This window comes from Kitasatospora sp. MY 5-36, assembly GCF_001182915.1.
Taxonomy (GTDB): Bacteria; Actinomycetota; Actinomycetes; order Streptomycetales; family Streptomycetaceae; genus Kitasatospora.
In genome coordinates, this window is the sequence record NZ_LFVW01000031.1 from 21,171 (window position 1) to 40,450 (window position 19,280).

At 70.5% G+C, this 19,280-nt stretch carries 16 protein-coding genes and 1 pseudogene; 13 read left to right on the top strand and 4 right to left on the bottom strand.

Annotation, left to right across the window (positions count from 1 at the left end):
• Window positions 1–263: 263 nt before the first annotated feature.
• Window positions 264–3,983, top strand: coding sequence for an ATP-binding protein (locus AE652_RS02800; RefSeq protein WP_159028334.1), 3,720 nt, complete (start codon window positions 264–266; stop codon window positions 3,981–3,983).
• Between the two features lie 213 nt (window positions 3,984–4,196).
• On the opposite strand, the gene AE652_RS02805 is transcribed toward AE652_RS02800, so the two are convergent.
• On the bottom strand, window positions 4,197–4,922 hold the full coding sequence (locus tag AE652_RS02805) for a hypothetical protein (RefSeq protein ID WP_049649467.1): 726 nt from the start codon (window positions 4,920–4,922) through the stop codon (window positions 4,197–4,199).
• Between the two features lie 272 nt (window positions 4,923–5,194).
• Here AE652_RS02805 and AE652_RS02810 point away from each other — a divergent pair, with 272 nt between their 5' ends.
• A complete protein-coding gene (locus tag AE652_RS02810) occupies window positions 5,195–5,386 on the top strand; it encodes an AlpA family transcriptional regulator (RefSeq protein ID WP_049649468.1) in 192 nt (63 codons plus the stop codon).
• A gap of 57 nt (window positions 5,387–5,443) precedes the next feature.
• Here the strand turns inward: AE652_RS02810 and AE652_RS02815 are convergent, their stop codons facing one another.
• Window positions 5,444–6,349 (bottom strand): tyrosine-type recombinase/integrase, encoded by a 906-nt coding sequence (locus tag AE652_RS02815; protein WP_234348199.1) that lies wholly within the window; start codon window positions 6,347–6,349, stop codon window positions 5,444–5,446.
• Between the two features lie 90 nt (window positions 6,350–6,439).
• A complete protein-coding gene (locus tag AE652_RS47820) occupies window positions 6,440–6,598 on the bottom strand; it encodes a hypothetical protein (RefSeq protein ID WP_234348200.1) in 159 nt (52 codons plus the stop codon).
• Window positions 6,599–6,693: 95 nt separating this feature from the next.
• On the opposite strand from AE652_RS47820, the pseudogene AE652_RS43660 reads away from it, so the two are divergent.
• From AE652_RS43660 to AE652_RS02835, 5 genes and pseudogenes are all read left to right on the top strand, one after another.
• Window positions 6,694–6,861: pseudogene (locus AE652_RS43660) on the top strand (pirin family protein); the annotation flags it as partial.
• Window positions 6,862–7,310: 449 nt separating this feature from the next.
• Window positions 7,311–8,393, top strand: coding sequence for a site-specific integrase (locus AE652_RS02820; protein ID WP_049649469.1), 1,083 nt, complete (start codon window positions 7,311–7,313; stop codon window positions 8,391–8,393).
• Between the two features lie 36 nt (window positions 8,394–8,429).
• Complete coding sequence (locus tag AE652_RS02825) at window positions 8,430–8,657, top strand: hypothetical protein (RefSeq protein WP_049649470.1); 228 nt, start codon at window positions 8,430–8,432, stop codon at window positions 8,655–8,657.
• Window positions 8,658–8,730: 73 nt separating this feature from the next.
• Window positions 8,731–10,026 (top strand): hypothetical protein, encoded by a 1,296-nt coding sequence (locus AE652_RS02830; RefSeq protein WP_049649471.1) that lies wholly within the window; start codon window positions 8,731–8,733, stop codon window positions 10,024–10,026.
• Window positions 10,027–10,069: 43 nt separating this feature from the next.
• Window positions 10,070–10,444 carry a hypothetical protein gene (locus tag AE652_RS02835; RefSeq protein ID WP_049649472.1) on the top strand — a complete coding sequence of 125 codons (375 nt, stop codon included), beginning with the start codon at window positions 10,070–10,072 and terminating at the stop codon, window positions 10,442–10,444.
• Window positions 10,445–10,646: 202 nt separating this feature from the next.
• Here AE652_RS02835 and AE652_RS02840 read toward each other — a convergent pair whose 3' ends face one another.
• Window positions 10,647–11,081 carry a helix-turn-helix domain-containing protein gene (locus AE652_RS02840; RefSeq protein ID WP_082345177.1) on the bottom strand — a complete coding sequence of 145 codons (435 nt, stop codon included), beginning with the start codon at window positions 11,079–11,081 and terminating at the stop codon, window positions 10,647–10,649.
• Window positions 11,082–11,206: 125 nt separating this feature from the next.
• On the opposite strand from AE652_RS02840, the gene AE652_RS02845 reads away from it, so the two are divergent.
• The 6 genes from AE652_RS02845 to AE652_RS02870 all read left to right on the top strand — a co-directional run.
• The gene (locus AE652_RS02845) at window positions 11,207–12,691 is read left to right on the top strand and encodes an MFS transporter (RefSeq protein ID WP_049649473.1); all 1,485 of its coding nucleotides are present in this window, start codon (window positions 11,207–11,209) and stop codon (window positions 12,689–12,691) included.
• Between the two features lie 384 nt (window positions 12,692–13,075).
• Window positions 13,076–14,725, top strand: a complete 1,650-nt coding sequence (locus AE652_RS02850; RefSeq protein WP_049649474.1) for an ABC transporter substrate-binding protein — start codon at window positions 13,076–13,078, stop codon at window positions 14,723–14,725.
• Window position 14,726: 1 nt separating this feature from the next.
• The gene (locus AE652_RS02855) at window positions 14,727–15,689 is read left to right on the top strand and encodes an ABC transporter permease (RefSeq protein WP_234348201.1); all 963 of its coding nucleotides are present in this window, start codon (window positions 14,727–14,729) and stop codon (window positions 15,687–15,689) included.
• Window positions 15,686–16,543, top strand: a complete 858-nt coding sequence (locus AE652_RS02860) for an ABC transporter permease (RefSeq protein ID WP_049649475.1) — start codon at window positions 15,686–15,688, stop codon at window positions 16,541–16,543. The genes AE652_RS02855 and AE652_RS02860 overlap by 4 nt, the downstream gene beginning before the upstream one ends.
• Window positions 16,540–18,396 (top strand): ABC transporter ATP-binding protein, encoded by a 1,857-nt coding sequence (locus tag AE652_RS02865; protein ID WP_082345178.1) that lies wholly within the window; start codon window positions 16,540–16,542, stop codon window positions 18,394–18,396. Before AE652_RS02860 ends, AE652_RS02865 begins: the two co-directional genes overlap by 4 nt.
• Window positions 18,393–19,280, top strand: an 888-nt coding sequence (locus tag AE652_RS02870; RefSeq protein ID WP_049649476.1) for an acyl-CoA dehydrogenase family protein, incomplete at its 3' end; no start/stop codon positions are given. The genes AE652_RS02865 and AE652_RS02870, both read left to right, overlap by 4 nt.

Here is a 19,280-nt window from a genome sequence, read left to right on the forward strand (position 1 = left end):
GGCTCTCGCCGCTTACGCACTGGGTTCCGCCACTATGGCCGCGCCCGTCCGCCACCGGTTGGAGGCCGCCCTCGCCGCAGCCCGCGCGGTGCTCGAAAACTCCCCGTTCGGCCCAGGCTCGCCCGGAAGCGATCCCTTCGGCCACCACACCCCAACGGCCTAATACAGCTAAGAGCGCGTCCGCCACAGTCGGTTCTGGCCCCCTGGGCGGGGCGCCATCTTGGTTTCACACGCCGCTGGACGTCCGTGCTATGACTACCACTATGGGGGACGCAGAGATCCGAAACATCGTGGACGGCGGGACCTTCCACGGGCCAGTGATCCAAGGCGGGACCGTCCACTTCCACCTTGACGGTCGCCCGCCGCATGCCGGAGGCACACCGGAAATTGACCCCTGGACGGCAGCGGCCACCGCGTCGGCCATCTGGGACCACGTGCCGGCTGCCCGGGAGACGACGATCGTCCGGGCGCACACGCTGGCCGTCGTAGGGGCGCTGGCGGCGGTGCGCGACCGGGCCGAGGCCGCACTCGGCGATGATCCCTGGCAGGACCCGGTCATGGCAGTAAGGTTCGCCGAACGGGTGGAGTGGCTGCTGGGCGAACCGGAGGCGGACGGCCCGTTCGAGCTGTATCCCGCCGAGGCCGCGTTGCTCGTCCTCCTCCCGTTCATCTACCGCGCCAATCAGCTACTCGCGACCGCCCAATTCGCGGCCGCCGTCACCCCAGCGCGACTGGAGAGCACAGCCGAAGAGGGCCCCGAACGGCTATCCTTCGAGGCGTACGCCGCCGACTACGGCATGTTGCGAGACCGCACCCAGCTACGGCCCGAGTCGGCGGCGCCGATCCGCTGGTGGCTGTTCCACCGGTGGCTACTTCGCCGCGGAGCGCTCGCCGACCCGGCGGACGTGGCGAGGCTGCTGGACACGATGGGTGAACAAGCCCGCCCCCTCGGCGAGATCCTGGACACCTCCCGGATCACCCATCTGCTGCACGGCATCCGCCGTGGCCCCGATGTCGCCAACGCCGAGTTCCTGGAACAACTGCCGGCCGACGACCGGGTCCGCGGACCCGGCCACCAGCGGGTGCGCGACCGCCGACTGGTCCTGCTGCTCGCGCTGGCCTTTAGTACCTGCCTGGACGTCACAGCGCTGCCGGACGTCGTGGTGGAACACCTCGGCATCCCACATCCCGTAGATCTCGGCCAGCCCCGGGAGACCGTTGAACGGGCCGCATGGGGAGGCGATCCAGCCCTGCCCGTTCTGCGCGCCGACTGCCACCACGAGGCGGTCATCGAGGGTCTGCGGGCGTACACCACGCGTGCCGACGAGGTCCTGCATGCCGTGGCCCGCGCGAGCCGGGAGCGGATCACCTGCGCCATGCCAGCCCTGCCGGCCCGGCTGTCGGCGGACCAGGTCCGCCCCGCTGCCGGCGTGTTCGACGGCTGGGCCGGGTTCCGGATGGACGAGCGCAGAGTGCGCGAACTTCTGATGGGCGTCCAGCTCTACAAGGACCGCGACCTCGCAGTGCGGGAGCTCTATCAGAACGCCCTGGACGCCTGCCGTTACCGTCGCGCGCGCACCGAGTACCTTCACCGGACCGAACCTGCCTCCTACCACTACGAGGGCCGCATCACCTTCGAGCAGGGCTTCGACCGGGACGGGCGCGGGTACGTGGAGTGCAGGGACAACGGGATCGGCATGGGGGAGGCAGAACTGCGCGGTGTGTTCTCCCAGGCCGGGGCGCGGTTTGCCGAGCAAGCGGAGTTCAGGCTCGAACGCGCGGCCTGGGAGCGGCTTGACCCGCCCGTCGAGCTGTTCCCCAACAGCCGCTTCGGCATCGGCGTACTCAGCTATTTCATGCTGACCGACGAACTCACCGTCACCACCTGCCGGATGGGCCCCACAGGAAGCCCCGGGCCGGTCCTGGACGTATCGATCCACGGCCCGGGCCACCTCTTCCGGATCGTCGAACGTGCGCCCAAGGGCGAAGAGTGCGGGACCACGGTCCGACTTCACCTCCGGGAGTCGGCGGCATCCTGGTCCTACGTGGACGTGCTGGAACGGCTGCTCGGTGTAGCAGAGTTCGACACCGCAGCCGTTCACGGGGACCGCCGAGCCGACTGGCCGACGGGGGTGGTCCAGGTACGAAAGCAGCCGGAGCGGGAACGCTTCGGCTTCGACGCCCACGGCGTCCGAGCCGCCTGGGCCGATGCACCGAAGGGCGTCCAGGTGACCTGGACGGAGCACGGCGGAGCTCTTCTCGTGGACGGGCTGGTCGTCCAACCGAATGTCCGCGGAGGGGTGTTGTCGACAGAGGACGCAGGCCTGAGTGGCGTCGTGGTCAACCTCACCGGTCCGTACGCCCCGGCCCAGCTGTCCGCAGACCGCATCCAGGTACTCGATGACGTCTCGTCCACCCTGCTGGACCTCCTCTCCCCGGCGGCGGAGGCCTTGGCTGCGGCCGACCAGCCGCTTCCGAACTACGCCTGGGTGTGCCGCCTCACCGGGACCAGCCCTCAGCTGGCAGACCTGCTAGCAACGGCGGCCATAGTGGCGGGCCGGACCTTCACACTGGACGACCGTACACTCGACCTCGTGCGCACGGGCATCCTGCCAGGGGACGCACATCTCCTGTCAACGTTCACCTCCCGCCGGCCGGAAGTTTCGTGGGATCTCAGCGGGTTTCCGCCCGATCACGTACTCCTCTGGCGACTCCTCGCACATGCTCCCCATCCGGCTCTCGACGACCTCGCCCATTTCTGTCCGGAACTGCGGGACATCACATCGGTGCTGACTGCGATGCCGTCAGATCAACTGCTTCTCTCAGGCAAAGACGAGCGAAGCCGCTATTGGCGCTGGCACACCACCGAGCATTCCCCGGAGGATCAGTTCGACGAAGCGGTAGAGCGTTGGGGCGCCTCGCCACGCGACGTGGCCCGTCGGGCAGCCCAACTCAGCCTTTACGACCTTAAGCCCGAAGGCCTCCTCGTTGTTCCGGCCGAGCGGAAGGCGGTGCCCGACGAACTGTTGCGGTGCGATAGTGCCCGGCCGGAGGCTGGATGGTTCGACATTGATGACACGGTGCCGCCCGGACGGATTGCACAGGTCAGTGCCGAGCTCGGCCTCAGCGTCTCCGAGGTGTGCTCACGCTTTCACGACCTCGGGTTGGCAGTCGACGCCGCAGGCCTGCCGGACCATCCGACTCCGGAGATCGCGGAAGTCCTCAGGGATCTCTGCGAAGAGTCATCCTGGCTCTACCGTGACCGCCCTCTGTCCCCTCTGCAGATCCTCAAAGCCGCGGCAGTCTTGTACAGGGGCCCGGTAGAGATCCTTCAGATGTACCAGAGACTGGAGTTCCACACGCCGGAGGTCTTCCCCCTAGACGCTTCGGTCGACGACACCGACCTGTTCGAAAACAAGTGGGCGGACGGATCCGTGGACCGGTGTCCACCGGCTCCAATTCCCTACATGCTAATCCTTCTGGCAGCGGCCCACCGGCCGCTGCCAGAAGTGATCTCCAGGCTAGAGGACTACGGGTACCACGTGCCGCTACGTGCCCCGTCGGACCCAAGCGACCTGGACGAGCTGCTACTCGACCCGCATGGGCCATGCTCGTGGTGGGAAGTGGGAACGGACGACGAGATGCCCTTCGCCCATCTCCTCGTAGCGGCACAGCGGACGTTCTGCGCACCGTACACGCTGGTGGAACGGTTCGATGCCTACGGTGTTCCCGTCTCCTGTCGGGACCTGCCTCAAGGACTCTCCTTGACCGCTGCGATGCGGCTCTTGGAGCCGGAGCACTCCTCGGACGAAGGCCACCTGTCAAAGGAAAGCCCGGTGTCGCTGGAAGTACTGATCGAGCGAGCCAGGAGGATGGGCGTGCCCATTGCGCAGGTCGTCGAGTGGCTCACCCAACTCGGCATCCCCGTACCGGACGTCGGCCGGGTCCTGCACGACGCCCTCGCCCGCGTGCCGCGCCCATAGATCCTCGGAGGAATAGGGTGAACACCCGATTCCTCTATCAGCTAGGCCGCTTCTCGTACAACCAATGCAACGACGCCCTGATCAGTCTGCCCAAGGTGCCAACCGGCTGGCGGCCGGCGACCTGCTGTAGGAGGGCTTCTTCGCGCTGACGGTCCGCCCGTCGTACGCTGAAGAGGCTCGGCTCCTCCGGCGGACGACGGGCATCACGGTTACCTAGTCCTCGGGGTTCTGCTTCGGGATCGACGCATCGAAGACGTCGACGACAAACTCAGAAGTGCCGTTGCCCTCGTAGTCGACGTCAAGGTCGCTGTGGAGCAGCGTGTGGACCCTCACCCAGCTGCCCTCGGCGCTGGCGCTGGCTGCCACACCAAGGGCAGCACGAACGGGCCCGAGACCGGGATGCGGTTCCTCGCTCGTCCAGGTCTCCAGGAGCTCGACCTCCGCAGGGAGTTCCCACGAGCGCGGCTGGGCGCTGGCCGGCACCGAGACCTCGTCGTCACGGAGCTGGACCACCCAGTCGACACCGCCATCACTTCGGCGCTCGTTCGACATACGGATTCCCAGGCCGATCGAATAGGCGCCTTCGAGGTAGTCTTCGAGCTCGTCGTCGATCCGGCGGAAGTAAACAGCGTGGCGAACGATCTTGATCGGCCCGAAGCTGGTGAAGGCACCCATCTGCGGAGGGCACTTCTCCTTGAGGTATTGCTTCGTGGCCATCTGCACGGCCTTGGGGAGGTAGTCCAGTACTACCTGCAACGCGGTGTCGTCGCGGTCCGCCAGGTAGTTGTTGAGGGATCCGACGAGCTGGTCGGTGTGGCGAAGGTCGTCACCTCCAAGCGTGGTGACCGCCTCCAGCCGGTCGTAATCGCGGGGCTCCTTGCGAAGGGCGAAGACCCTGCTCCGCCCGGGACTCGTGTGTGCGATGAACGAGTTGATCACTGTTCGGTCCTGCCAGACGTCTCATGAGCAGTGCCACTGCGCAGGATCGTGCGTCAGCGTCACCACAGGGATAGGGAGAGTCCGCACAGCCATGTGTCGCTCGGACTACGAATCCGAGCGCATGGTCGACCAAGCGGCGCTGTCAGACCCGGCACTGGAGCCCGGACCTGCATGGCGATGGCAACCTACCACGCGACCACGGCACTCCCAAACCGCCGCTGCGGAAGCAACTTTGGACACCTGTGGCAACCCGCCAGGCCTGAGGAGAGTCCATGTCCACACAGTTCATGACCGTCAAGCAGACCGCAGAACACCTGAACATGTCCGTCCAGTGGGTCTACCGCGAGGCACCCAAGGTCGGCCTCCTCCCGTACCGCTTCGGGAGCGGGCGCAATGCGAAGCTGCAGTTCAAGGTCACCGAGGTCCATGCCTGGGTGAAGCAGCAGCGGATGTCCGGCGGTTGATGTCGGGCGGAGAAAGAAGTGGGGCCCTGTTCGGTGGCGAACAGGGCCCCACATGCTTCAGGCTGCGAGGCCGAGGTCGAGGACCTGGGCGACGTGCCCGATGGAGCCGGGCATGAGGTGGCGGTAGATCTTGAAGGTGACGTCGATGCTCTTGTGCCCCATCCACTCGGCGACGTCCGTGATCGGGATGTTGTGGCTGAGGCAGTTCGAGGCGAAGAAGTGGCGCAGGCCGTAGAGCGTCATGCCGTCGGGGATGTCGACGTCGCCAGCCCGCTTGATCCGGTCCCACTGGTTCTGCAGGTAGTAGGACGGGTACGGCTTCGCGATGTCCAGCGGGTGGCGGAGCAGGTAGCCGTCGATGGTGCCGTACGTGTCCGCGTACGACAGCAGGCTGAGCCGGGTGCGGGCCGGCAGTGGGACATCCCGGTAGACGCCCTCCTTGCGGTGCTTGAGCGGCGCGTAGTCCTTGGTGGTCTGGTTGACCTGCTCGGTGACGCGATAGACGTCGTCGGCCACGATGTTGTTGACGTTGACGGCCAGGGCCTCGCCGTTGCGCAGCCCGCATCCGCTCATCAGCTCGGCGACGAGGTTGAAGGTCTCGTCGCCGGCCTCGCGTATCGCGCCGAGTTGGACGAGCGAAGGGATGACCGCGCGCTTCGGGTCGTACTGGGGCGGGGTGACACCGTCGAACGGCTTCTCCGGGTAGAGGCCGAGGCGGTGGGCGTCGAGCAGGATCGCGTTGAGCTTGTCGAAGGCGTTGGCCTGGGTGGCCAGGCCAACGCCGTTGCGTTCCATGGTCTGGATGAAGGCGTCGACGACCTTGTGGTCGAAGGTGGCCATCCGGCGACTGTGGAACGCCGGGTAGAGGTGGTGTTCGAGGAGCGAGTCGAGGTGCCGCAGCGACGCCGGGGCGAGCGCGCGCTGGCCGGCCTTCCACTCCTCGGTGTACGTCCCGAAGTTCATCGCGCCGTATTTGCGGTTGCGCTCGGCCTTGCTCTGGCTCCAGGGGTTCTCGCGCTTCGCCCGGTAGATCTCGGTGAGCCGGTCGATCGCCTAGTCCTGGGTGGCGAAGCCGGACTCCTCGGTCTGCCTCCCGGAGGCGTTGCGGAACCGGATCTTGTAGTCGTGCGGGCACTTCGACCACCGCGCCTGCGGATGGTCGCAGGTCTTGAAGAAGGTGCCCATGCCGCGGGCCAGGCTCCTCGGGGCCATCGTCTGCGCTCTCCATCCCGTCCAATGCTGACGATTTGCTGAGCGCAGATGGTCCGCCACCTCCCTGACCTGGGAAGAAACGCAAATCACGTGGTATGTGGTGGAACTTCATCGGGCGCTCCCACAAGGACATCGTCCAGGCCCGCGACGAGTGGCAGGCCGCCACCGACCGCTTCGGCGCCGTCCAGGGCTACCCCGGCGACCGCCTCCCCGCCCCCGAACTCCCCGGCCTCCCCCTCAAGCCCCGCGGAAACGCCCGCTGACCCGCGCGTTACGCGGTCGGGGGTGCGACGGCCGGGCCCACCGCACCCCCGAGCCGGAGTCCCCCTACGCCCGCCCTGAAGCGCCCCTGCCGACACTGGCCTCCGCACTCCACGTGACACCGTTCGACCATCCACGACAGCGCCTGACAGGCCTGATGCCGCCCCGATGCCGAGTTTGGCGACGGTTCATCAGAGCAGGCCGGAGCACCCACGGCGCCGGGGAAGTCACCGACGGGTGATGCCCTGCCGCGGCCCCCTCGCCGGCTGCCGAAGGACGGTCACCACCAGAGCGGCGCGGGCCGGAGAAGACAGCCACCATGCCGTCCGCTGCCCTCACCGACGATCTTGCTTCAAGCCAGTTATTGGCCCGGGGCCCCGCCGGACATGCCCGGCCCCCACTGCCGGCAGGAGCCCGCCGACCCGCCCCGCCCCAGCGCTAGGGTGACCTCATGGCGGACGCCCCGACGACAGCAGCACCCTCGGTCGAGGCCCTGGACGCCCTCGCCGAGCGCGCCTGCCGACCTCCCACTGGCATCTCCCGGGCAAAGCAACTGCGCTGGGTCGCCGGCGAACTGCGCACCGCCCTGGAGCGGGGCGCACTCGCGCCCACGGCCGCCGGCTCACTCACCCTGCTCTTCGCACCGGACACCCTCGCCGACTACCTGACAGCCGCCGAGCGGGGCCTGCTGCGGCGCAAGCCCGCCGCACGACCGGACCAGGCCTCACCCGCGTCCATGCGCGTCCGGGAGGACTGCCTCCGCATCCTCGGCGCCCTGGGCGGCATCACCGTCACGCTCCCGGACCGCAACCCGCCGCGGGTCGAACTCCGGCCCATGGTCGCCGCCCGCCCGCGCAGCATCCTCCTCGGCCACCTGGAACACTCAGCCCGCCCCGGCCGGTCCGAGTCCCGCAGCCGGATCCTCGCGATCATCGGCACCGTGCTGGACACCGGCTGCCGCGCCGGCGAACTCTGCGCCCTGCGCACGGACGACGTCGACCTGCGCCACGGCACGATCCGCCTCACCCGCCTCCCCCAGCACCGCAACCCGCGCACCACGCCCGCCACCATGACGGTCGGCCTGTCCGGCCCCACCCGGGCCGCGATGAGCCACTGGCTCACCGTCCGCAGCCGCCTCGTCGCACGCGACGCCACCGAACCCCTCGGCCCGGGCAACGAGACCACCGAAGCCCTGTGGGTGAGCATCGCCCCCAGCGGCCACCCCCGGCCCGGCCTGCCCCTGCACTTCCGCGGCCTGGCCCGGGCCTACGCCCGCGCGATCAACGACCTCAACACCGAGATGGCCGCAGAACCCGGCTGGCAGCCCCTGCCCCGACGCATGGAACAGCTACGCCGCGCCATCGAGCTCGAACCGGCCGACCCCGACGGTGCGACCCTCCGCCGCACCCGCACCCGCACCCCTGCCACCGGCGCCGAAGCAACGGCACCGGATAGTCAATTCGGACCTATGGACGACTCCGTCCCGCAGTCGGTGGCAGCGAAGCGCGACAGGAGTCGTAGACAGGTCATATGAGATGCGCCAACGCGCCTGCATGAACAGCCTTACCCGGTGTCGACACTGGTCGTCGAGAGCGTGACGGACGAGGTCGAGGTCGTCCGGCTGCCGGCACGGACCCGGGACGATAGAGCCGAGAGCAGCCCTCCGGGCGTCCTGTCGCAGCACCGCATGCTGACCGGCCCGAAACTCGGCTGGCGACCGACGGAGGTCGACCTGCCACGCACTCCCCTCGATCACGGCGCCCGGCACATCGAACACCCTGCACTCATCGTCGCGTAAGCGTGACTGTCAGTGCCCTCTGGGACTCTGGCGCGTCCGGCCAATGACGGCTGAACGGGAGGGAAGGCGTGCAGTGAACGAGCCAGCGCAGGTCTACGTGGTCGTCGACGCCAGCAGGCACGCTGGGAAGGTGGGGCTCTCCGGCACTTCGTCGAACACGCGTGTACTTCAACATGTCGGATACGGATGGGTGTTGTACCGCTCGCTGATCCTGCCCACACGCGAGCAGGCCGCCCAGGTCGAGGTCTTGGTCAAGGATGTTCTTCAGCTCCGCGGACTCCTCGGCTTCCTGCGGCCCGACCAGATGCCCCAGAGCGGATACACGGAGACCTTCGACATTCGGGTGATCTCACCGGCTGAGGTGTTCAGCATGATCACGGGCGGAGCTGCGCTGCTGCCGCCGGTGGCTGCACCAGCTACCGAGTTGGAAGCGGCGCCTGAACTCGCAGAGCTGGCCGCCCCAAAAAAGGGCCGGTTCGCCAAGCTGAAGGACAAGTTCCTCCGCAAAGCCGGCAATTCACCGGTTCCGACCACACCGGTGGCACCGAAGCCCGAGGCAAGGGTCCCCGCGCCCTCTCCAGTCGAGCCCATCCCGAGGCCTCGCGGCGGGAACCATACGATGCCATCGACCCCCGGGATCGCACGCGACGAACCGGTCGAACCTGCCCTTGAAGCGAGGAGCGAGTCGAACGCCCGGCTTGCTACCAGGACCTCCTATCGAGAGGACCCCTACACGGCCCTCTGGAGCACGTGCTCTCGATGCGGGTCTGTCATCCAGACCTTGCTGGCAGTGGTCGCCTGGTCCTCGCCACAGTGCCTGACATGCCGACGGGACACCAGCCTCATGGGCGAGCGGACGAAATGGTCCGGACTCGCTGTGACCACACGAACCCGGCGCAAGCGCCCGGACACCGCCCATCGATTCTCCCTGGTGGCTTGGGAGAAGAACAACGAACACGTCAGCGATGCGCTGCGGGGCGCCCATAAGAAGCTTCCCAACGGGGCCTTCGGGTTCATCCCCACAGCCGAGCCCGAACTCCTCGCGCAATCCGTCATGTACCGCCTAGAGGTCGACCACGGTCTGACACTGGAAGAAAGCAACGAACAGGTTTACCGGTGCCGGAGCTACTACCTCGACGCCCAGTACGTACTCGTGGTGGCTCAGACCGAACTGCTGCTCCTCAACAGCGCTGCCGAGGCCGTCACCGAAGAGGCATTCACGCCGGAACTTGAGCGCACTCTCCGCTCCACTGTGCGGGACAGGTGGGCCCCACCGGAAGAACTCCTCAGGTGGGTGGGCGACCAGTACGACGGGGACCTCCCGGTACCTGAGTGGCGCCTTGCCGTCAGCTGGACGCCTCGTGCATGACCGGATGCAAACCAGAATCACCGTGCAGGCGGAGGTGAGGAAGATGCTGACCCGGAACCCCGCCGCGGAGCAGTTCGTCTCGTTCCTCGAGGAGACGACGTCGTGGCCCAACGCCGCGCTGCACGGGGTCAAGCGGAAGACCCACCAGGAGGGAGAACCCCTCGACTACAGCGACTACCTGCGCCTGCGACGACAGGGAAGCCAGCTCGGCGGGTTCGCGTACGTCTACGCCGACACCGGCGTGGTCAACCTGCGGCTCAACTACGACAGCGACGCCGCGACCCTTCTCGGCATCGCGCCGGACGCCTATCTCGTCCCCAAGGGCCACCGGGCCTACCGGGTGAGCGTGCAGATCACGGACGAGAACACGCTCCGCCAGGCACTCGAACTCGCCGAGATGGCCTACAAGCTGACGTAGCCCGGGATCCTGGCGGTCAGGCCGAGCCCTGCTTGCCACCAACGTCCTTGTTCCATCCGGCAGTTCTTCGGGCGCCGCCGCGCCGAACGGCTGGGGTCAGGACCCGGCGGGCGATCTCCTGCCGGTCGACGCAGAGTATCCGGGCGGCGAGCCCGTCGAGCGTGATGACGGGCTCGCCCTTCGCATAGCGGAGGGCCTGGCCTCAGAGGTCCCCGGCGCCCGCCGCCAGCTGCTCCCGGTCGTAGGAGTCCCGCGAGAGGGCGATGGCGTCGCGGTGGCGTTCCGCCCAGGCGGTGAGGCCCTTGAGGGAGGCGTAGAGCTCGGCGGCCATCTCGGTGCCGCGGTACTCCACCTTGGGCGGCACGGTCGCGTAGACGGTGCGCTCGATCAGTCCGTCGCGTTCGAGGTTCCGCAGTGTCAGGGTGAGCATGCGGCGGCTGATTCCGGGTACGGACCGTTCGAGTTCGGTGAAGCGGACCGGGCCGTGGCTGAGGTTGAGCAGGATGCCGATCGCCCACTTGCCGCTGATCCGGTTGAGCGCCTCCAGGACGGTGCACGCCTCGCGGGCGGGGGCCGGGTCGTCGAGGCCGCCGGTCTCGTCGATGTCCTCGATCACATCGTTGTTCCCCAGGAACATGAAAGTGCCTCCTTACGGTGGACTTGATGGTCACACATGATGGTCGCTGTAACAAGAAGTGCCCTCAGGGAGCGCGGGCGCCACCGGGCGCCCCTCCCGGGCCATTCCCCCGAAGGACTGCTCCGATGACCACGCAAGCCCCGCCGTCCCTCCAGCCTTCCAGGTCACGCTGGTTGGCACTGGGGCTCCTCTGCACCGGCAACCTGATGATCATCCTCGACGGTTCGATCGTGACCGTCGCCCTCCCGACCATCCAGACCGACCTCGGCTTCACCCAGTCCGGCCTGGCCTGGGTGGTCAACGCCTACCTCATCGCCTTCGCCGGGCTGCTGCTGCTCTCCGGCCGACTGGGCGACCTGCTGGGCGGCAAGCGCGTCTTCAGTGCGGGCCTGGGCCTGTTCACGGTGGCCTCGCTGGCCTGCGGCCTGTCCTCCTCCTCGACGGCGCTGGTGGTGTTCCGGTTCGTCCAGGGGGTCGGCGGGGCGCTCGCCTCGGCCGTCGTCCTGGGCATGATCATCACCCTGTTTCCCGACGCCGGCGAGCGCGCCAAGGCACTGGCGGCGTACGCGTTCGTCTCCGCGGCCGGCGCCTCGCTGGGCCTGATCCTGGGCGGCGTGCTGACGCAGAGCTTCAGCTGGCCGTGGGTGTTCTACGTCAACGTGCCGATCGGCCTGGTGGCGCTCGTGCTGACGCAGAGCGTGGTGCCCGGTGGGAAGGGAGCGGGGCTGCGCGAGGGCGCCGACCTGATCGGTTCGGTGCTCGCCACCGGCGGTCTGATGCTGCTGGTCTACACGATCATCAAGGCCGAGGAGTACACCTGGGGCGACGCCCGCACGCTGGGCCTGCTGGCCGGCTCGCTGGTACTGCTGGTCGGTTTCGTGGTCCGCCAGGCGTACGCGGCCAAGCCCCTGCTGCCGCTGCACATCTTCCGCTCCCGGGCGGTCTCCGGCGCCAACGGCATCATGGTCCTGATGGTCGCCGGCCTGTTCGGCTACCAGTTCTGCACCGCGCTCTACTTCCAGAACGTCCTGGGCTACGACGCGCTGAAGACCGGGCTCGCCTTCCTGCCCGCGCCGGTCACCATCGCGATCGTCTCGCTGGGCTTCGCGGTCAAGCTGAACCAGAAGTTCGGGCCCCGCCGGGTGCTGGTCGTCGGCCTGCTGCTGGTGGCCGCGGCGCTCGCGCTGCTGGCCCGGGTGCCGAGCGACGGAAGCTTCCTCGCCGACATCGTGCCGCCGTTCGTGCTGCTCGGCCTCGGCTTCGGCGCGGCCATGCCTGCGCTGATCGGCCAGGCCATGTCGGTCACCTCGCCCAACGACGCCGGCATCGCCTCCGGCCTGGTGAACACCACCCAGCAGGTCGGCGCCTCGATCGGCACCGCCGTGCTCGCCACGGTGGCCGCCTCCCGCACCGCGACGCTGCTCGGCGAGGGCGACAGCAAGGTGGCGGCGCTCACCGGCGGCTTCCACCTCTCCTACGGGCTCAGCGCCCTGTTCGTGGCGGTCGGCGTCCTGGTGGCCGCCTTCGTCCTGCGCAGCCCCGCGGACGGCGCCGAGAGCGCCCCCGAGTCGGACCTCAAGTCTGCGGACACCCCCGTACCGCACATTTGACGGTCCCCGTGCGGCCGTTCCGGAGGGCCTCCCGGAACGGCCGCACCACCCCGACGGCGCGCACCGCCGCCGGGGCCGCACCGCACTCGGCACCACGTCGGAGCACCGCGGCGGAGCACCGCGTCGGAGCACCGCGGCGGAACACGCCGGCCGAGCACGTCGGCCGAGACACCGGCCGAGCACACCCACGAGGATCCCGCCGCGAAACCCGCGGGCCCCGGGAAAGGGCCCGCTTAGGGGGACGGTCAGGGGGGTCGGATCCGGACGGAGCCAGCAGACTCGTCGCATCGTCCGCGGCCGGGTCCATCAGCGTCTCCCCCGCGGGGTGGGCGGGCCTCACGCCGCCCACCGTTCCCCGCCTCGCGCAGGATCGAGAAAGAACCCATGTACACCAGACGCCGTTTCCTCCGTCTCCCGGTCACCCTGACCGCCGCCGCCGTCATCGGCCCCGCCGTCCTCACGGCCTGCTCCGACTCCTCCGCCCCGCCCTCCGCGAAGAGCGCCGGCGGCGGCACCCTGCGCTACGGCGCCGCCGTCGAACCCGACAGCTGGGACCCGCACGCCGCGTCCACCGCCGTCACCGGGCGGCTGCTGCGCCCGGTGCTGGAGTCGCTGGTCGCGATCGCTCCGGACGGGACCGTCAAGCCGTGGCTGGCCGAGTCGTGGACGGTCTCGCCCGACGGCCTCACCTACACCTTCACCCTGCGCACCGGCGTGACCTTCAGCGACGGCACCCCGTTCGACGCGGCGGCGGTGAAGGCGAACTTCGAGCACGTCACGGCGGCGAAGACGGCGTCCAAGCGGGCGGCCGGCCTGCTCGGCCCGTACAAGGAGACCGAGGTGGTCGACCCGCGCACGGTGGCTGTGCACCTGACGGCCCCCCACGCCTCGTTCCTCAACTCGGCGGGGAGCACCTTCCTCGGCTTCCACTCCCCCGTCGCGCTGCGCGACCACGCGGGCGACCTCTCCTCCGGCGGCGCGTTCGTCGTCGGCACCGGCCCGTTCACCTTCGACTCGGTGACGCCGGGTCAGCAGGCGGTGTTCAAGCGCCGGTCCGACTACGACTGGGCCCCGCCGACCGCCGCCCACCAGGGGCCGGCGAAGCTGGAGAGCATCGTCGTGCTGCTGCTGAAGGAGGACGCCTCCCGGGTCGGCGCCCTGACGTCCGGTCAGGTCGACGCCGCCGAGCTGATCCCCGCCAACCGGCTGGCCGGCCTGCGCGGCCGCAACGGCGTCGAGGTGGTCCGCAAGGCGGTCCCCGGCGTCCCCTACACCTACTACCTCAACACCGCCCGCGCGCCGTTCGACGACCCGCGCACCCGGCAGGCCGTCCGGCACGCCATCGACTTCGCCGGGATCGTCAAGGGCGTCTTCCAGGGCGAGTACGAGCAGGCCTGGGGGCCGCTGGCGCCCTCCACCCCCGGCGCCGAGCCGTCGTTCGCCAAGCCGGCCTGGGAGTACAGCAAGGAGAAGGCGGAGAAGCTGCTGGACGAGGCCGGCTGGACCGGGCGGGACGCCGACGGCTACCGAACCAGGGACGGCAAGCGCCTCAGCGCCGAGCAGCCGTACGTGCAGACCTTCGTCTCGGCCCAGAACCACACCTTCGACGTGGGCGTGCAGGACGCGCTGAAGCAGGTCGGCATCGAGCTGAAGCTGGTGCCGCTGGACTCCGCGGGCTCCATCGGGCGCACCGGCAAGGGCGACTACGACGTGTTCGCCTTCGCCTGGCAGGGCTCCGACCCGGTCCTGCTGGGCAGCCTCTACCACTCCAAGTCCCAGTTCGGGGGCGGCGGGGCGAACGGCAGCCGGGTCAAGGACGCCGAGATCGACGGCTGGCTGGACGAGGCCGAGGCGACCGTGGACGCCGAACGGCGCGCCGAGCTGTACCGCAAGGTCCAGCGGAAGATCGTCGAGCAGGCGTACTCCTTCCCGGCCTACATCGCCACCATGGACGTCGCCCGGCACGGCAAGGTGAACGGGCTGGTCCTGGACGTCGACGCCAACACCGACTTCTACGGCATCGGGGTGGCCTGAGGTGTCGAACAGTGCCCGGCACGTGCCGCCCTGGGCCAGGTTCGTCGCCCGGCGGCTCGCGGCGGGGCTGGTGGTGGTGTGGGGGACGCTCACGGTGACGTTCTTCGCCCTCCACCTCGCCCCCGGCGACATCGTGGACGGACTGATCGGGCCGGGCGCCGCCGGCACCCCGGCCCTGCGTGACCAGGTGATCGCCGAGAACGGCCTGAACGACCCGCTGCTCGTCCAGTACGGCCGCCAGCTCGCCCGGTTGGCGAGCGGCGGCCTCGGCTGGTCGTACCAGCTCAACGAGCCGATCGAGCGGCTGCTCGGCAGCCAGCTCGGCCCGACCGTCGAGCTGGCGGTGTCCGCGCTGGTCACCGCGCTGGTACTGGCGGTGCTGGCGGCCACCCTGACGGCCGGCCGGGGCCGGGCGGTGCGCGCCGCCGCCGGTGTCACCGAGCTGCTGATGGTGTCGATGCCGTCGTTCTGGCTGGGCATCATCCTGCTGACGGTGTTCTCCTACCGGCTGCACGCGCTGCCCTCGATCGGGGCGGACGGGCCGGCGGCGCTGGTGCTGCCGACGCTGGCGCTGGCGCTGCCGCTGGCCGGGGTGCTCGCCCAGGTGATCCGCCAGGAGCTGGAGAGCGCCGACGGCCGCCCGTTCGTGCTGACCGCGCGCTCGCGCGGCCTGGGCGCGACGGCGGTGCTGCTGCGGCACACCCTGCGGCACGCGCTGCTGCCGCTGACCACGCTGGCCGGCTTCGTGCTGGGCAGCCTGTTCGGCGGCGCGGTGCTGGTGGAGAACATCTTCACCCGGCCCGGCCTGGGCCGGGTGCTGGCCAACGCGGTCGGCTCGCGCGACCTCCCGGTGGTCAGCGCCCTGGTGGTCATCTCCAGCGCGGCGTTCGTGGTCATCAACACCCTGGTGGACGTGCTCCACCCGCTGATCGACCCCCGGCTGCGCGAGGGAGGAGCGGCATGAGCACGGTGACCGCCCTCCTCGACCGGCCGGCCGCAGCCGCCGCCCGCCGGGGCGCGCTGCTGCGCTCGCCCGCCCGCCTGGCGCCGCTGGTCCTGCTGGCCGTGGTGGCGCTCGTCCTGGCCTTCCCCGGGGTGTTCGCCACCCACTCCCCCGCGGCGACGGACGTCGCGGCGGCGCTGCGCCCGCCCGGTGCGGAGCACTGGCTGGGCACCGACCAGCTCGGCCGGGACGTCTGGTCGCGGCTGGTGCACGGCACCCGGCTGTCGCTGCTGATCGCGGTCGGCGCGACGCTGATCGGGGTGGGCGGCGGCGCGCTGCTCGGCCTGGTCGCCGGCTGCGGCGGACGGCGCGTCGACTTCGTCCTGATGCGGCTGGTGGACGTGCTGCTGGGCTTCCCCGAACTGCTGCTCGCGCTGGTGGTGGTGGCGGTTCTGGGCGGCGGCACGGTCAACGTGGCGATCGCCATCGGCATCGCCGGGGTGCCCCACTACGCCCGGCTGGTGCGCGGCCAGGCACGGCTGGTGCTGCGCTCGGAGTACGTGGAGGCGGCGCGGGTGCTGGGGGTGCCGGCCTGGCGGTCGGTGCTGCGGCACGTGCTGCCGAACGTCGGGGGCCCGCTGGTGGTGCTGGCCTCCATCGGGCTGGGCTCGGCCATCATCTCGGGCTCCGGGCTCAGCCTGCTCGGCCTGGGCCCCGTCCCGCCGGAGGCGGACTGGGGCTCGATGGTCGCCGACGGCAAGGACTTCCTCCAGACGGCCTGGTGGATCTCGATCTCACCCGGCCTGGCCGTCTCGGTCGTGGTGGTCTGCACCACGCTGATCGGCCGTTCGCTGCAACTGAGGGCGGTGCGATGACGACGACGACAACGGAAGCGACCGGTGCGGAGGCGACGGCCGGGGACACCGGTGCGCCGGTGCCGGGCCCGCTCGTGCGGGTGGAGGGGCTGCGGGTGTCGTTCCCCGGCGCGCCGCGGCCCGCCGTGGACGGGGTGTCACTGGCCATCGGCCCCGGGGAGTGCGTGGCGCTGGTCGGCGAGTCCGGCTCGGGCAAGTCCGTCACCTCGCGTTCCCTCATCGGGCTGGCGGGCGCCAGGGCCCGGGTCTCCGCCCGGACCCTGGAGGTCGCCGGGGCGGACACCGCCGGCTTCGGCGAACGGCAGTGGCGCGCGGTGCGCGGCCGGCGGGTCGCCGTGGTCTTCCAGGACGCGCTGACCGCGCTGGACCCGCTGCGCACCGTCGGCGCCGAGATCGCCGAGGCGGCCCGCCTCGGCGGCACCGCCGGTCCGGACGTCGGCGCCCGGGTGGTGGAACTGCTCACGGCGGTGGGCGTGCCGGAGCCGGAGGCCCGGCGCACCCAGTACCCGCACCAGCTCTCCGGCGGGCTGCGCCAGCGCGCGCTGATCGCCTCCGCGCTGGCCGCCGACGCGCCGCTGCTGATCGCCGACGAGCCGACCACGGCGCTGGACGCGATCGTCCAGGCGCAGATCCTGGCGCTGCTCGGCCGGCTCAAGGCCGAGGGCCGGGGACTGCTGCTGGTCAGTCACGACCTGGCGGTGGTGGCGCAGTTGGCGGACCGGGTGCTGGTGCTGCGGCGGGGCGAGGTGGTGGAGAGCGGGCCGACCGGCCGGGTGCTGTCCGCCCCGGAGCACCCGTACACCCGGATGCTGCTGGACGCGGTGCCCTCGGGCCGCCCGCCGGCCCGTCCCGCCCAGGCCCCGGCACCGGCCGAGGCACCGGACGCCGAGGAGGCGGCCCCGGTGCTGACCGGGCGCGGGCTGGTCAAGTCCTTCGCCCCGGGCGGGCCGAGGGCCCTCGACGAGGTCGGGTTCACCCTGCGGGCGGGCGAGGCGCTGGGCGTCGTCGGCGAGTCCGGCTCGGGCAAGACCACGCTGGCGCGGGTCGCGATGGGTCTGTCCCGTCCCGACGCCGGGGAGGTGCTGCTGCACGGGCGGCCCTGGTCGGCGCTGCCGGAGCGGCGGCGCCGGGCCTCGCGCTCGGCGATCCAGTTCGTCCAGCAGGACCCGTACGCCTCGGCGGACCCCCGGTTCACCGTGGCGCGGATCATCGGCGAGGCGCTGCCGGGACTGCGGCGCGCCGAGCGGGCCCGGCGGTGCGCGGAACTCCTCGACCAGGTCGGCCTGCCGGCCGAGCTGCTCTCCCGCCGGCCGCACCAGCTGTCCGGCGGTCAGCGCCAGCGGGTGGCCATCGCCCGGGCGTTGGCGGGCCGTCCGCAGGTGCTGGTCTGCGACGAGCCGGTCTCGGCGCTGGACGTCTCGGTGCAGGCGCAGGTGCTGGAGCTGCTGGACCGGCTGCGGCGCGAGCGGGGCATCGCCCTGCTGTTCATCACCCACGACCTGGCCGTGGTGCGGCAGGTCGCCGACCGGGTGCTGATCATGCGCGGCGGGTCGGTCGTCGAGGAGGGCGAGACCGAGCGGATCTTCGAGGCCCCCGTCCACCCGTACACCCGGGCCCTGCTGGACGCCGTCCTGCGGCTGCCCGGCGCGGACGGTGCGGGCAGTACGGACGGTACGGGCAGTACGGGCAGTACGGGCAGTGCGGACGGCTCGGGCAGGACGCACGGCGCCGACGTCACCGGCCGCGACGACCCGGAGCAGGACCCGCAGCAGGCCCCGGAGCAGGACACCGAGCAGGACACCGAACACGTCGCCGGGCAGGACGGCGAGCACGTCACGAAGTGGGAGACATGACTGACACGACGACGGACGCCGTCCCCGAGGCCGCCGAGGCGTGGCTGCGGCGGGCCGAGGAGGTCGCGGCGCTGCTGGCACCCGGCGCCGCCCGGCGCGACCGCGAGGGCACCCCGCCGGTACGGGAGATCCGGCTGCTGAAGGAGTCCGGCCTGGTGACCCTGCTGGGGCCGGTCGAGTACGGCGGGGCCGGCCAGGAGTGGTCCACCGCGTTCCGGGTGGTGCGCACCGTCGCGGCGGCCGACGCCTCGGTCGGCGAGCTGCTGGCCCACCACTACGTGTGGGTGTCGATCGCCGAGTTCATCGGCACCGACGAGAAGATCCAGCACATCGCCGAGGTGTCGGCCCGGGCCCGGTGGTTCTACAGCGGGTCCTCGAAGCCCCGCTCGGCGCCCCTGGTGATCCAGGACACCGGCCGCGAGATGCTGTTCCACGGGCGGCTGGAGCGCGTCCTGGGCCACCCGGTGTCGGACATCACCATCCTGGAGGGCTTCCTGGAGGACGGCGACACCCCGATCAGCGCGCTCGCGATGAGCGACCACCTGGGGCTGTCCTTCGAGCCCGGCGCCGAGGAGTTCGGGCTGCGGTCGCTGGCCGCCGGGACGGTGGTCGCCGACGGCGCGAACATCCCGTGGACCGGGGCGCTCGGCCACGTCGACAAGACCTTCGTGCCCCGGGTCTACAACACCTTCCTCACCCCGGCCTTCCAGCTCGCCCAGGCCAACGCGCTGATCGGCGCGGCCCGGGGCGCGCTGGACGCCGCCGCCCGGCACGCCCGCGAGCAGTGGTCGCAGGCGCCGCTGACCGAGGCCGCCGCCGCGGACGCGGCCCGGCACTACGGCGCCCTGGCCTCCGCGCTGTGGGCGGTGGAGGCGTTCGCCGAC